Below are 13042 nucleotides of genomic sequence, written 5' to 3'. Positions count from 1 at the left end.
GTCTGCGAACTGGAATGGACACAATGGATAGCTTCGATCCCGCTCTGATTGCCGTGCGCAGCGCGCACTTTATCGGCGGCCGCTATGTGGACGGCGTCGCCGCACTCGATGTGACGCGGCCCTCGGACGGCACGGTGTACGCGGATTTGCCCGTGGCCGACGCCGATCTGGTGGATCGTGCTGTCGAGAACGCATGGCACGCCTTCAAAACCAGCGACTGGGCCCGCTGTGCGCCGCGCGAACGCGCGCGCACGCTGCGCCGCTGGGCCGAACTGATCGAGGCGGATGTGGAAACGCTGGCGCGCCTGGAGTCGGTCGGCTCGACCCGGCCGATCCGCGATGCCGCCGCGTGGGACGTGCCGTTCACGGCCGAGGGCATCCGCTTCTATTCGGAGTTCGCCGACAAGATCGGCGGCGAGGTGGCGGCGACCCGTCCTGACCATCTCGGCATGATTGTCGCCGAGCCATACGGCGTGATCGGTGCGATCGCCCCGTGGAATTTCCCGCTGGTGATGGCGTCGTGGAAGCTTGCGCCGGCGCTGGCAGCAGGCAACGCGGTGGTGCTCAAACCCTCGGAGATGACGCCGTTCTCGGTGCTGCGCCTCGCGGAACTCGCGATCGAAGCCGGCATTCCGCCGGGCATTTTCAACGTGGTGCAGGGCGACGGCCGCATCACGGGCGACGCGCTGGTGCGTCATCCGAAGATCGCCAAGGTGACCTTCACCGGTTCGAGCCAGACCGGCGCCGCGATCATGACGGCCTGTGCGCAGACCGGTACCAAGCCCGTCACGCTCGAACTCGGCGGCAAGAGCCCGCAAGTGGTGTTCGCGGATGCGCCGGATCTCGACCTGGTGGCGCGCCGCATCGCCGGCGCGATTGCCGGCAATGCGGGGCAGGTGTGCGTGGCGGGGTCACGCCTGATCGTCGAGCGCTCGGCCGCGCCGCGCCTGATCGACGGCATCGGCGCTGCATTTGCCGCGTTGCGGCCCGGGCACACATGGGCCGCGGGCACGACGCTGCCGCCGATCATCTCGGCCAAACAGGCGCAGCGTATCGAAGGCATTGTCGAACGTAGCGTCGAGCAGGGCGCGCAGATCGCGACAGGCGGCATGCGCCTGCCGGTCGCCGGCGAGGGTGCCTTCTACGCGCCGACCATCCTGACCAACGTGACCGCCGCCTCGGAGGCCGTGCGCGAAGAAGTGTTCGGCCCGGTTCTGACGGTGCAGACTTTCGACGATGAAGACGAGGCGCTTGCGCTGGCGAGCCACGAGAAGTACGGGCTTGCTGCTGGCGTGCATACCGCGGATTTGAGCCGCGCCCTGCGGGCGATGCGCAGCATCGAAGCGGGCACGGTGTGGATCAATCGCTATGGACGGACCGCCGATTTCGTCATTCCGACCGGCGGCTACAAGCAGTCGGGGCTCGGCAAGGATCTGGGGCGCCAGGCGTTCGAGGCGAATCTGCGTTTCAAGAGCGTGCTGATCGATCTGAACCAGGGTGCTTGAGCACATGGACCGGACATCGGCACAAGCGCCGCCCAAACCTCAGACATAAACCCCGCCGCGCACAGCACGATCTGCTGCTGGCCGAGGCGGTTTCAGCTTCCCAGGACGGCCGCATCGGTTTCCGATGCGGCCGTTGCCGTTTACATGGCGGTTTGAGCAAAGCCGCTGTGCGACCCGCCGAGCCTTGATTAGCCTTATTGAACGCGCTCGTAGCCGGGCATACCCACCCCAGCGGAGCGCATCCCCGGCTCCCCCGAAGTGCTGCCGCATAGTGTGCTGCGCGGGCGGCGTAAAACGGCGGATTGTGTGTTCAGCAGCGTCGATAACACGACAACCCGGATTTTTTGGGGTGGTGTAATTCATTTCAGCAGCCGTCGCCGCGCATTCAACGACTGCCGCAGCGCGGCATGGCGCGCCGGTTGCAGGCTGCCGTTTGCGCCGGCTGATTGGCTGAGCTATTGCTGCTGACTCATTGCTGATTTAGCGCTGCTTTTGCGTTGCCCCCAACGCCGACTATTGCCCACTACAGGACATAGACATGACCCGCTTCAGGCCCAAATACATCACCTTCGATTGCTACGGCACGCTGACCCGCTTCCGCATGGGCGACATGGCCCGCGAAATCTTCGCCGACCGCGTCAATGCGGAGCAGATGGAGCAGTTCGTGCGTGACTTCTCCGCCTACCGCCTCGATGAAGTTCTCGGCGCATGGAAGCCGTATCAGGAAGTCGTGAAGAACGCCGTGCGCCGTACGCTCAAGCGCTGGAACCTCGCCTACGACGACGCCGAAGCGCAGCGCTTCTACGACGCCGTGCCCACCTGGGGTCCGCACCCGGACGTGCCGGAAGGTCTCGCCAAGGTCGCGAAGGAAATCCCGCTGGTGATTCTGTCGAACGCTTCGAACGATCAGATCCAGAGCAATGTCGACAAGCTCGGCGCACCGTTCCATGCGGTCTACACCGCGCAGATGGCGCAGGCCTACAAGCCGCGTCTGCAAGCGTTCGAATATATGCTGGATAACCTCGGCTGCGGCCCGGAAGATATCCTGCACGTGTCGTCGAGCCTGCGCTACGACCTGATGTCGGCCAACGACCTCGGCGTGAAGAACAAGGTGTTCGTCGCACGCGGTCACGAGCCGTCGACGCCGTTCTACAACTACACCGAGATCAAGGACATCGGCGGTCTTGCCGGCGTCGTCGGTCTTTAAGCCCGCAACTCAAGCCCTGAAGCGCGAAGGAACCCGATGAAGCTCGATTCGTACTGGCTCGACACCGCTCCGCCGTTTCTCGACGGGTACAAAGGCCCGCTCGAGGGCGGCGCCGAAGTGGTGGTGATCGGCGGCGGCTTCACCGGCCTGTCCGCGGCGCTCGAGCTGGGCAAGCGCGGCATTCCGGTGACGGTGCTGGAAGCAGGACGGATAGCCGGTGAGGCGTCGGGCCGCAACGGCGGCCAGTGCAACACCGGTCTTGCGCACGATTACGCGGCGCTGGCGGCACGCATCGGCGCCGACCACGCCCGCGAGTTCTATCGTGCATACGAGAGCGCGGTGAAGACGGTGGCGTCGATCGTCGATGAAGAGAAGATCGATTGCGACTTCTTTCGCGGCGGCAAGATCAAGCTCGCAGCGAAACCCCAGCACTTCGACAAGCTCGCCAAAACCTATGAATCGCTGGTGCGCAATGTCGATCCGGATGTCGAACTGATTCCGCGCGAGCGGATTCGCGAAGAGGTCGGCTCGGATGGCTTTTACGGCGGCCTCGTGCAGCGCAACGGTGCGCAGATGCATATGGGCAAGTTCGGTGTCGGCCTCGCGACCGCCGCGGCAAAACACGGCGCGCGCATTTTCGAGCACACGCCGGTGACGGGGTTGAAGCGTCTCGACGGCGAGCGTTACGAAGTGAGCACCGAGTCCGGCACGATCCGCGCCGGGCGCGTGCTGGTTGCAACAGGCGCTTCGCAGATCGGCCCGTTGCAGTGGTTTCGGCGGCGCATCGCCCCGGTGGGCAGTTTCATCGTCGTGACCGAGCCGTTGACGAGCGCACAGCTCGACGAACTCGTGCCGACGCGCCGCGCCTATGTGACCACGCGCAACATCGGCAACTACTTTCGGGCCACGGCGGACAACCGTCTGCTGTTCGGCGGCCGCGCGCGTTTTGCGATGTCGAACCCGCGCTCCGACGAAAAGAGCGGCCGGATTCTGCGCGCCGGTCTCGCCGGCTACTTCCCGCAACTGGCCGAGGTGCGTCTCGACTACTGCTGGGGCGGCCTCGTCGACATGACGGCGGACCGGCTGCCGCGCGCGGGCCAGCATGAAGGCCTGTATTACTCGATGGGCTATAGCGGCCACGGTGTGCAGATGTCGGTGCACATGGGGCGCGTGATGGCCGACGTGATGTTCGGCGCCGCCGCACGCAACCCGTGGCGCACGCTCGAATGGCCCGCGATTCCCGGCCATTTCGGCCACGCGTGGTTCCTGCCGCTGGTTGGCGCCTATTACCGTTTGCAGGACATTCTGCATTGAACCCATGCAGAGCGACAGTACCGTTGTTTGCCGTTGCGTCGCCCGGCGCCGTAGCGGTTTTCACCACCAAACTCCAAGGATGACCATGTTGCGTTTCACCCGTGAGCTTCGCCCCGCAGCACGCCTGCAAGCCGTTCAACGCTTCGCTTTCCAGGCTGGCGTCGCCCTCTGCATGACGTTCGGTGCAAGCCTGAGCCATGCCGCCGACACGCCGACGCTCACAGCAGGTTCGCCGCCGTCGAGCGCGCCGACCACCTTTATGGATGTGAAGACGCAGAAGATCGAAGGCCTGATGCCCGATGTGGTGGACGCCATCGGCAAGCGCGAAGGCTTCAACGTGTCGTTCGACGCGGTGCCGTTCTCCGCGCTGATCCAGTCGGCGGTGTCGGGCAAGATCGACATCATCGTGGCCGGCATGACGCCGACGCCCAAGCGCGCCGAAGTGGTCGACTTCTCGCAGCCGGTCACGGCATTCGGCGAAGGCATCATCGTCAAGGATTCGAACAAGACGGATTACAAGTCGGTTCAGGATCTGAAGGGCACCATCGTGGGCGCACCGACCGGCACCGATTACGGCGACCAGTTGGTCAAGCTCGGCATCTTCAAGGAAGTGAAGATGTACGACAGCCCCGCAGACATGACGCGCGACGTGGTGCTGGGCCGCATTACCGCGGGCTTTAGCGACTATCCGATCCTGAAGGCGCAGGAAGCGTCCGGTGGTTTGCGCGGCGCACGCGTGGTGGACGATTATGTGCCGATGCAGAAATTCGATATCGCGATCGCAGTGAAGAAGGGCAATGCCGCACTGCTCGCCAAGATCAACGATGCGCTAACGAAGATGAAGGCCGACGGCTCGCTGAACGCGATCCTGAAGAAGTGGAATCTCGCGAGCTGAGCGTGAGCTGACCAACGCGAATCTAGTGTGACGAAAACCCGTCGCCGGCAAGCGCGCCTGGCCGGTGAACGGGTTGTTCCTCACGTCCTGTCCGTCGTGGCCCGGTTCCGTTCCGAGGCGAGCGGCGGCCCCGATTCTGAAGAGCACACCGCATGCATTGGCGCGATATAACCGACTTTGTTCCGATTCTGTTTAGCGGCGCCCTGATGAGCATCATCATCACGCTGGGCTGCCTGGTATTGAGCACTGTGCTGGGACTCGTCTGGGCGTTGTTGAAGATGTCGCGCCACCCGGGCGTCGTCACAGTGGTCAGCGCGATGATCAACGTGGTGCGCGGCCTGCCGATGATCGTGCTGCTGTTTTATATCTACTTCGTGCTGCCCGACGTCGGCATTCAGATGGGGGCGCTCGAAGCGAGCATCATCGGTCTGGGCTTCGGCTACTCGACCTATGTGGCGGAAATCATCCGCTCGGGCATCGAAGCCGTCGACCCCGGCCAGTTCGAAGCGGCCCAGTCGATCGGCATGGGCCGCGTGAAGACGATGTACCGCGTGATCCTGCCCCAGGCCGTGCGGGTCGCGCTGCCGCCGTATGCGAATACGCTGGTGATGATGTTGAAGGACTCGTCGCTTGCTTCGACGATCACGGTGGCCGAGATGACGCGTGAAGGCCAGTTGATCGCCGCCTCGACGTTCCAGAACGTGACGGTCTATACGCTGGTGGCGCTCGGTTATCTGGCGATGAGCCTGCCGTTGATGAGCCTGACGCGCCGGCTGGAAAAACGTTTCGGCAAGCACAAGGCGAAGTGAAGACGATATGAAGGCTGTACGAACGCTCAACGAGGTCTTGAACAAGGCCTCCAGCGAGGATGCCATGATCGAGATCGTTGATGTGCACAAGAGCTTTGGCGCCGTTCCGGTGCTGAAGGGCATTTCGTTGAATATCAAGCAAGGCGAAGTGGTGTGCCTGATCGGCGCCTCGGGCTCGGGCAAGTCGACCCTGCTGCGCTGTATCAACGCGCTCGAATCCTACGACACCGGCGAGATCAAGCTGATGGATCAGCGCGTCGAGCAGCGTTCGCGCCAGATCAACCGCTTGCGCACGCAAGTCGGCATGGTGTTTCAACGCTTCAATCTGTTTCCGCATCGCACGGCGCTCGAGAACGTGATGGAAGGCCCCGTGCATGTAAAGGGCGAGCCGAAGCACGAGGCGCATCGCGAAGCCATCGAACTGCTCGGCAAGGTGGGGCTCGGCGAAAAGCTGCATGCGTATCCGCACCAGCTATCGGGCGGTCAGCAGCAGCGCGTGGCGATTGCGCGGTCGCTGGCGATGAAGCCCAAAGCGATTCTGTTCGACGAACCGACTTCCGCGCTCGACCCTGAGCTGGTCGGCGAAGTGCTGGCGGTCATGCGTACGCTGGCGGGCGAGGGCATGACGATGCTGGTGGTCACGCATGAAATGGGCTTTGCCCGGGAAGTGGCCGACCGCGTGTGCTTTCTGCATGGCGGCCAGATCATCGAAGAGGGCAGCGCGCAGCAGGTTTTGTGCTCACCGCGCGAGGCGCGCACGCGTGAGTTTCTGCGCCATGTCTTAAGTAACCGCATGGACTCGCGCACGGACCCGGTGAACGACAGCGCGGCCGTCAATCGCGATGGCCGCGCGCAGGGAGCAACAGCATGAGTGGACGATTCATCCGGCTCGGCGAGACCGGACGCAAGACTGTGACGATGTACGTGGACGGCAAGGCGGTCGAAGCCCTGGCGGGCGATACCGTGCTGGTGGCGATGCTCTGCTCGGTGGACCACGTGCGCCAGTCCGAATTCGGCAATGAAGTACGTGCGGGCTTCTGCCTGATGGGCGCCTGCCAGGACTGCTGGGTCTGGACCGCGGACGGCGAGCGGCTGCGCGCCTGTACCACCGTGGTCAGCGAAGGCCTGCGGATTGTGACGACTCAAGCGGAGGAGCAATGGGCCAACCTCGCGTAATCATCGTCGGTGCCGGGCCGGCCGGCGTGCGCTGTGCGCAGACCCTGCTCGCCGCGGGCATCAGCCCGACCGTCATCGATGAAGGCCGCCGTGACGGTGGACAGATCTATCGCCGGCAGCCGGACAATTTTTCGCGGCCCTATGCAAAGTTGTACGGGACCGAGGCCGCCCGCGCTGAAGACCTGCACAGCACGTTCGAACGCCTGCGCCCGCAGATCGATTACCGGCCGGAGACGCTCGCGTGGAATGTCGCGGAGCGCAAGCTGCACGTGGTGCATGACGGACATGCGAGCGCGCTGCCGTATGACGCGTTGATCCTCTGCCCCGGCGCGACGGACCGCCTGATGCCTGTGAAGGGCTGGCAATTTGCGGGGACCTATAGCCTCGGTGCGTCGCAGATTGCGTTGAAGGCGCAAGCGGTGTCGATTGGCCGCAAGGTCGTCTTCATGGGCTCGGGGCCGTTGCTGTATCTGGTTGCGAGCCAGTATGTGCAAGCCGGTGCGCAAGTGGCGGCGGTGCTCGATACCTCGAAGCTCGGCCAGCGCCTGCGCGCGCTGCCGAAATTGCTGGCGCGGCCGGATGTGCTGAAGAAAGGCGCCGCGCTCGTCTCTTCGCTGAAGAAGTCGGGCGTCGTGGTCGAGAACGGTATTGAACCGCTCGAAATCATGGGTTCGGACGCCGCGGGCGTGCAAGGCGTGAGCTATCGCGACGCCAAGGGGCGAGTGCAGCGGATCACCTGCGACGCGGTGGCGCTCGGCTATCACCTGCGTCCGGAGACGCAACTCGCCGATCTCGCGCGCTGTGCGTTCCGCTTCGACGAACCGTCGCGCCAATGGTTGCCGCAAATCGACGAACTGGGCCGCAGCTCGGAAGCCGGCGTGTATCTCGCAGGCGACGGCGTGCGCGTACTCGGTGCGGATGGCGCCGAGCTGGCCGGGCGTCTTGCTGCCTGCGCGGCGTTGCAGGACCTCGGCCACACTATCGCGGCTGCCACGCTGGACGATCTGAAGCGCCAGCAACAGAAGATGGACCGCTTCCGGCTCGGCCTGGTAGAAGCGTTTCCCTGGCCCGCTGCGCAGGCCGCGCGTCTCTCGGACGACACCGTGGTATGCCGTTGCGAAGGCGTGCGCGTCGGCGAATTGCGTCGCGTGATCCGCGAAGAAGGCGCCTGCGAGGCCAATCGCGCGAAGGCCTTTAGCCGCGTCGGCATGGGGCGCTGCCAGGGACGCTATTGCGGACACGCGGCGGCGGAAATCATCGCGGACGCAGCGAGCGTGCCGCTCGAACAGGTCGGCCGGCTGCGCGGGCAAGCGCCCGTCAAGCCACTTTCCATCGCGACGGTTGAGGAGGTCGAATGACTCGGGCGCAAGCAGATGTGATCATTGTCGGTGGCGGCTTCATGGGTGCGGCCACGGCGTTTTTCCTGCGCAAGCGGGGCCGCTCGGTGATCTTGCTCGAGCGTGGCCTCGTGGGCCAGCAGGCGAGCGGCACCAACTTCGGCAACGTGCGGCGCCAAGGGCGTTTTCTGCCGCAGTTGCCGCTCGCCAATCGTTCGCGCGAGATCTGGGGCAAGCTGCCCGAACTGATCGGCCACGACGCGGAGTTTCTGATGTCCGGCCATATTCGCGTTTGCTATCGCGAGGAGCAGGCGGACCAGTTTGAGATCTACGCGAAGGAAGCGGCGCAATATGGCCTGAAGCTCGAACTCCTGCGCGGCGCCGAGATGAAGGCGCGGTTTCCGTTTCTCGGGCCGGAAGTGTTGGCAGGCTCGTATTCGGAGAAGGATGGGCATGCCAATCCGCGCCTGGCGGCCCCGGCGTTCGGACGCGCCGCCGCGCGCCTCGGCGCGCAGATCGTCGAGAACACCGAGATTGCCACCGTCGAAAAGGAAGGCACGGAGTTTCGCGCCACCAGCACCGACGGCCGCACCTTTCATGCGCCGCAGTTGCTGGTCACGGCGGGCGCATGGGGCAGCCTGCTCAGCGAACAGTTCGGCGAGCCGGTGCCGATTGCCGTGCACGGTCCACAGATGGCCGTCACCGAGCCGACCACCTATGGCATCCGCCCGACGGTCGGCGTGTCGTCGCCTTCGATCGAGGAAGTAGTGTATTTCCGGCAGATTACGCGCGGCAACATCGTGATTGGCGGCTGCGCGCGTGGCCCGGCTTATCCGGACCTGCGGCGCGCCTATGTGTTGCCGCAGAACACGCTGCTGCAGTTCCGCCAGTTGTACCGGGTGGCGCCGGCGTTGTCGAAGCTCAATATCATCCGCGTGTGGAGCGGCATTGAAGGCTACATGCCCGACGATCGTCCGATCATGGGCCCGAGCGGCAACGTCAGCGGCCTGTACTACGCGTTCGGCTTCTGCGGACACGGCTTTCAACTCGGACCGGGCGTCGGCGACACGATGGCCGAGCTGATCGATACCGGCGCGACGAGCACGCCGCTGGAACCCTTCGATATTCGCCGCTTTGCTGCCGCTGCCGTTGCTGCACAGGCACAGCAGGCCGCATAGGAATCGAAATCATGCTGAGCGCTCATCTGGATGACCACGCAGGCCTCTTTGCAGACGCTGCGACGAGCGACGAGCCGGACGTACCGCTCGCACAGGCCACTGCGCCCGGGGCGTCGCGTCACGCGACGCGGCCCATCGAGCGGGCGATCGAATTCATCGAAACATCGTTCTCCCAACCGGTGACGCTCGCGACGCTGGCTGCCAAGGCCGAGTTGAGCGTGTCGCGCTTTGCCGCGCTGTTTCGTGCGGAAGTGGGAATCTCGCCGCATCGCTACGTGTGCCTCGTCAGGATCCGGCACGCGCAGCGCCTGCTGAGCAGAGGGCTTCCGCCTTCGATCGTGGCGACGGAGGTGGGCTTCTTCGATCAGAGCCATCTGGGGCGGCACTTCAAGCGCACGGTGGGTACGACGCCTAGTGCGTATCTGGCGGCGCGCAGTTAGGCCCGCAGTTGGCGTGAGTAGTTGGCCCGATTAGTTAGCCCGAGTGTCAGCACGCATAGTCAGCACGAGCGGTTAGCGCCGCTGGGCCGCGCGAGGCGGCCCTTGCGGATACTACGCGTGGTTCGCGATTCGCTCTGCAATCGCCGCGCCCATCTCACCCGTCGAGGCTTCGCCACCCATGTCGCGGGTATGCGGCCCTTGCTTCAGCGCGTCGGAGATCGCCGCCACGATCGCATCATGTGCATCGTGTTCTGCACCCGTTCCTTCGCCGAGGAAGTCGAGCATCATCGCCGCCGACCAGATCATGGCGACTGGATTGGCAATATGCTGCCCCGCGATATCGGGCGCCGAGCCGTGCACCGGTTCGAACAGTGACGGAAAGCGCCGCTCCGGATTCAGGTTCGCCGACGGCGCAAGGCCGATCGTGCCGGTGCAGGCCGGGCCGAGATCCGAGAGGATGTCGCCGAACAGGTTGGACGCGACCACCACGTCGAAACGCTGTGGCTGCAGCACGAAACGCGCGCACAGGATGTCGATATGCTGCTTGTCCCACGTGATATCCGGGTAGGTTGCGGCGATTTCAGCCGCGCGCTCGTCCCACCACGGCATGCTGATGGCAATGCCGTTGCTCTTGGTCGCCACCGTGACATGGCGGCGGGCGCGGCGCTGCGCCAGATCGAAAGCGAACTTCAATACGCGGTTGGTGCCGTGGCGCGTGAAGATGGATTGCTGCATCACGACCTCGCGCTCGGTGCCTTCGAACATCGTGCCGCCCACCGACGAGTACTCGCCCTCGGTGTTCTCGCGCACGATGAAGAAGTCGATGCCCTCGGCGTTATGTGCGGCGAGCGGCGAGCGCACACCTTCGAAGGTGCGCGCCGGACGCAGATTGACATACTGGTCGAACTCGCGGCGGAACTTGAGCAGCGACCCCCACAGCGAAATATGATCGGGCACGGTGTCCGGCCAGCCGACCGCGCCGAACAGGATGGCGTCGCAATCGGCGAGCTGGGCTTTCCAGTCGTCGGGCATCATCTGGCCGTGCTGCGCGTAGTAGTCGCAACTGGCCCAGTCGATATGCTTGTACGAGAGGTCGATGCCGAAGCGGCGGCTGACTGCGTCGAGGACGCGCAGGGCTTCCGGCATCACTTCCTTGCCGATGCCGTCGCCGGGAATCACGGCGATACGATGCTGTTTGCTGGTCATGTCGAAAGTCCAGAAGAATGGCGTGGGGCGATAGAGTCGGAACGATGCGCGGTGCGGTCCGGTGTGACCGCCGGGTGTGACCGATACGCCGCGCGCTTGCGCCATTCTATGCATACTGACGGCGCGCGGCAGCTCTTTGCCGGTTAATCCACTTTCCACGAATCGTGAATAAAACGCCCAATCTCGCCGACCTGCGTGTGTTCTGTGCCGTCGCACGGCACGCCAGCTTTAGTGTCACCGCGGAATTGCTGGGCGTCTCGCCCGCCTTCGTCAGCAAGCGCGTCGCCATGCTCGAAGCCGATCTCGGCACACGTTTGCTGCATCGCTCCACCCGGCGCGTGACCATCACCGAAGCGGGCGCCCAGGTCTTCGCCTGGGCCGAGAAGATTCTCAACGACGTCGAGCATCTGATCGAAGACGTCTCCACGACGCAGCGCACGCCAAGCGGCACGCTGCGCATTTCGAGCAGCTTCGGCTTTGGCCGGCATGTGGTGGCGCCGGCGGTGGCGCGCCTGTCGGCGGCGTATCCGCAGTTGAACGTACGCCTCGACCTGTTCGACAGGATCGTCGATGTGGCGGCGGAAGGCTTCGATCTGGATGTGCGCATCGGCGACGAGATCGCGCCGCATCTGATCGCGCGCAAGCTGGCGGCGAATCATCGCGTGCTGTGTGCGTCGCCTGCGTATCTGGAGCGTCATGGCAAGCCGCGCGAGCTTGCGGATCTCGCGGCGCACCGCTGCCTCGTCATCAAGGAACGCGATCACCCGTTCGGCGTGTGGCGGTTGACGGTCAACGGCAAGGAGTCGCAATTGAAGGTGACCGGGCCGTTGTCGACCAATCATGGCGAGATCGCCGTGCAATGGGCGGTGGCCGGCTATGGCGTCGTGCTGCGCTCGATCTGGGACGTCGCGCCGTTGCTGGCGAACGGCACGCTGGTGCAGGTGTTGCCGCAGGCCTCGCAGGCGGCGAATGTCTGGGCGGTCTATCCGGAGCGCCGCGCAAGTTCGGCGAAAGTGCGTGCCTGCGTGGACTTTCTGGTGGACGAGTTCAAGGGCTGGAAGGGCGAAGCGGCCCTTCACAACGCGTCATGAAAGATCACACCGAGCGTATGCCGGTGACCCGAATGCAGACGGCTCACGCCGTGCCGCAAGTTGACCCGGTAACTGCCGCGCGTGCCCTGGACGGGGCGATGATGAACCGCGAACACCACCGCATCGCCTTTACGCAACGGCATGACTTCAACGCGCGACTGCATGCGCGGCCGCTGCTCGGTCAGCACGAACTCGCCGCCCGTGAAGTCCTGCCCCGGTTCCGAGAGCAGGATGGCGAGCTGTAGCGGAAACACGTGCTCGCCGTACAGGTCCTGATGCAGGCAGTTGTAGTCGTCCTTCGCGTACTGAAGGATGAGCGGCGTCGGCCGTATCTGGCCGGCATCGTGGCAGCGCCGGATGAAATCGGCATGCTGTGCCGGGTAACGCGTGTCGATGCGCATGATGCTGTTCCACCGGTTCGCCACCGGTACGAGATGCGGATACACGGCATGGCGCAGCGTCTCGATCAGATCGGGCAGTGGGTATCCAAAGTACCTGTACTCGCCGCGGCCGAAACCGTGACGCGCCATGACCACCCGGCTGCGAAACAGTTCGTCGTGCGCATAGAGGCCGGCTAGCGCGTCGCATTCCTGTGCCGACAAAAGACCGCGAATCAGCGCGCTGCCGTGCTGGTCGAGATCCTGCTCGACGTTTGTCCAGGCCACTGCGTCGACGCGGCGCGCCACCTCTGCTGCGCTCGATAAGCCGGGTGCCGCGAGGTTCGTTTCTGTGGCGTGTGCGCCGTCGGGAACGCGTTTCAGGACAGTGTTCATGCAAGGCTCCAAAGTCTGCTTCAACCGGCCCAGTGTAAGAAGGCTGGCGCCGGCAGACACCCCGAGTCTTGCTCTTCAATTCGGCGGAATGCTCGGTACTGACGGGAGTCG

13 protein-coding genes are annotated in these 13042 nt (G+C 64.4%); 11 read left to right on the top strand and 2 right to left on the bottom strand.

The window, feature by feature from the left end; all coding sequences use genetic code 11:
• The first annotated feature begins 23 nt into the window (after positions 1-23).
• From AC1ECK_RS06875 to AC1ECK_RS06830, 10 genes are all read left to right on the top strand, one after another.
• Complete coding sequence (locus AC1ECK_RS06875) at positions 24-1505, top strand: aldehyde dehydrogenase family protein (protein WP_480317231.1); 1482 nt, start codon at positions 24-26, stop codon at positions 1503-1505.
• A 538-nt stretch (positions 1506-2043) separates the two neighbouring features.
• Positions 2044-2712: a haloacid dehalogenase type II gene (locus AC1ECK_RS06870; protein ID WP_480317229.1), complete on the top strand. Its 669-nt coding sequence runs from the start codon at positions 2044-2046 to the stop codon at positions 2710-2712.
• Positions 2713-2748: 36 nt separating this feature from the next.
• Complete coding sequence (locus AC1ECK_RS06865; protein ID WP_480317227.1) at positions 2749-4026, top strand: NAD(P)/FAD-dependent oxidoreductase; 1278 nt, start codon at positions 2749-2751, stop codon at positions 4024-4026.
• Positions 4027-4111: 85 nt separating this feature from the next.
• A complete protein-coding gene (locus AC1ECK_RS06860) occupies positions 4112-4921 on the top strand; it encodes an ABC transporter substrate-binding protein (protein WP_480317225.1) in 810 nt (269 codons plus the stop codon).
• A 152-nt stretch (positions 4922-5073) separates the two neighbouring features.
• Positions 5074-5730: an amino acid ABC transporter permease gene (locus AC1ECK_RS06855; RefSeq protein WP_480317223.1), complete on the top strand. Its 657-nt coding sequence runs from the start codon at positions 5074-5076 to the stop codon at positions 5728-5730.
• Positions 5731-5794: 64 nt separating this feature from the next.
• A complete protein-coding gene (locus AC1ECK_RS06850) occupies positions 5795-6601 on the top strand; it encodes an amino acid ABC transporter ATP-binding protein (protein ID WP_480317354.1) in 807 nt (268 codons plus the stop codon).
• The gene (locus AC1ECK_RS06845; protein ID WP_480317221.1) at positions 6598-6906 is read left to right on the top strand and encodes a (2Fe-2S)-binding protein; all 309 of its coding nucleotides are present in this window, start codon (positions 6598-6600) and stop codon (positions 6904-6906) included. Before AC1ECK_RS06850 ends, AC1ECK_RS06845 begins: the two co-directional genes overlap by 4 nt.
• The gene (locus tag AC1ECK_RS06840; protein WP_480317219.1) at positions 6888-8264 is read left to right on the top strand and encodes an FAD/NAD(P)-dependent oxidoreductase; all 1377 of its coding nucleotides are present in this window, start codon (positions 6888-6890) and stop codon (positions 8262-8264) included. The genes AC1ECK_RS06845 and AC1ECK_RS06840 overlap by 19 nt, the downstream gene beginning before the upstream one ends.
• The gene (locus tag AC1ECK_RS06835) at positions 8261-9421 is read left to right on the top strand and encodes an NAD(P)/FAD-dependent oxidoreductase (RefSeq protein ID WP_480317217.1); all 1161 of its coding nucleotides are present in this window, start codon (positions 8261-8263) and stop codon (positions 9419-9421) included. The genes AC1ECK_RS06840 and AC1ECK_RS06835 overlap by 4 nt, the downstream gene beginning before the upstream one ends.
• A gap of 11 nt (positions 9422-9432) precedes the next feature.
• Entirely contained in the window at positions 9433-9861 is a 429-nt protein-coding gene (locus AC1ECK_RS06830) for a helix-turn-helix domain-containing protein (RefSeq protein ID WP_480317215.1), read from the top strand.
• A gap of 111 nt (positions 9862-9972) precedes the next feature.
• Here the strand turns inward: AC1ECK_RS06830 and AC1ECK_RS06825 are convergent, their stop codons facing one another.
• Positions 9973-11067 carry a tartrate dehydrogenase gene (locus AC1ECK_RS06825; RefSeq protein ID WP_480317213.1) on the bottom strand — a complete coding sequence of 365 codons (1095 nt, stop codon included), beginning with the start codon at positions 11065-11067 and terminating at the stop codon, positions 9973-9975.
• 164 nt (positions 11068-11231) lie between these two features.
• Between AC1ECK_RS06825 and AC1ECK_RS06820 the strand changes: the two genes are divergently transcribed.
• On the top strand, positions 11232-12158 hold the full coding sequence (locus tag AC1ECK_RS06820) for a LysR substrate-binding domain-containing protein (RefSeq protein WP_480317211.1): 927 nt from the start codon (positions 11232-11234) through the stop codon (positions 12156-12158).
• Here AC1ECK_RS06820 and AC1ECK_RS06815 read toward each other — a convergent pair.
• On the bottom strand, positions 12143-12931 hold the full coding sequence (locus AC1ECK_RS06815) for a 2OG-Fe(II) oxygenase (protein WP_480317209.1): 789 nt from the start codon (positions 12929-12931) through the stop codon (positions 12143-12145). The genes AC1ECK_RS06820 and AC1ECK_RS06815 overlap by 16 nt on opposite strands.
• Positions 12932-13042: the final 111 nt, after the last annotated feature.

The organism is Paraburkholderia sp. SSBN10T (genome assembly GCF_056619545.1).
This window is presented reverse-complemented; position numbering and strand designations above follow the sequence as displayed.

Coding starts and splice junctions, on each gene's coding strand:
- AC1ECK_RS06815 (WP_480317209.1), bottom strand. CDS start 12,931: ATGAACACTGTCCTGAAACGCGTTCCCGACGGCGCACACGCCACAGAA.
- AC1ECK_RS06865 (WP_480317227.1), top strand. CDS start 2,749: ATGAAGCTCGATTCGTACTGGCTCGACACCGCTCCGCCGTTTCTCGAC.
- AC1ECK_RS06845 (WP_480317221.1), top strand. CDS start 6,598: ATGAGTGGACGATTCATCCGGCTCGGCGAGACCGGACGCAAGACTGTG.
- AC1ECK_RS06835 (WP_480317217.1), top strand. CDS start 8,261: ATGACTCGGGCGCAAGCAGATGTGATCATTGTCGGTGGCGGCTTCATG.
- AC1ECK_RS06855 (WP_480317223.1), top strand. CDS start 5,074: ATGCATTGGCGCGATATAACCGACTTTGTTCCGATTCTGTTTAGCGGC.
- AC1ECK_RS06870 (WP_480317229.1), top strand. CDS start 2,044: ATGACCCGCTTCAGGCCCAAATACATCACCTTCGATTGCTACGGCACG.
- AC1ECK_RS06830 (WP_480317215.1), top strand. CDS start 9,433: ATGCTGAGCGCTCATCTGGATGACCACGCAGGCCTCTTTGCAGACGCT.
- AC1ECK_RS06860 (WP_480317225.1), top strand. CDS start 4,112: ATGTTGCGTTTCACCCGTGAGCTTCGCCCCGCAGCACGCCTGCAAGCC.
- AC1ECK_RS06850 (WP_480317354.1), top strand. CDS start 5,795: ATGATCGAGATCGTTGATGTGCACAAGAGCTTTGGCGCCGTTCCGGTG.
- AC1ECK_RS06875 (WP_480317231.1), top strand. CDS start 24: ATGGATAGCTTCGATCCCGCTCTGATTGCCGTGCGCAGCGCGCACTTT.
- AC1ECK_RS06840 (WP_480317219.1), top strand. CDS start 6,888: ATGGGCCAACCTCGCGTAATCATCGTCGGTGCCGGGCCGGCCGGCGTG.
- AC1ECK_RS06825 (WP_480317213.1), bottom strand. CDS start 11,067: ATGACCAGCAAACAGCATCGTATCGCCGTGATTCCCGGCGACGGCATC.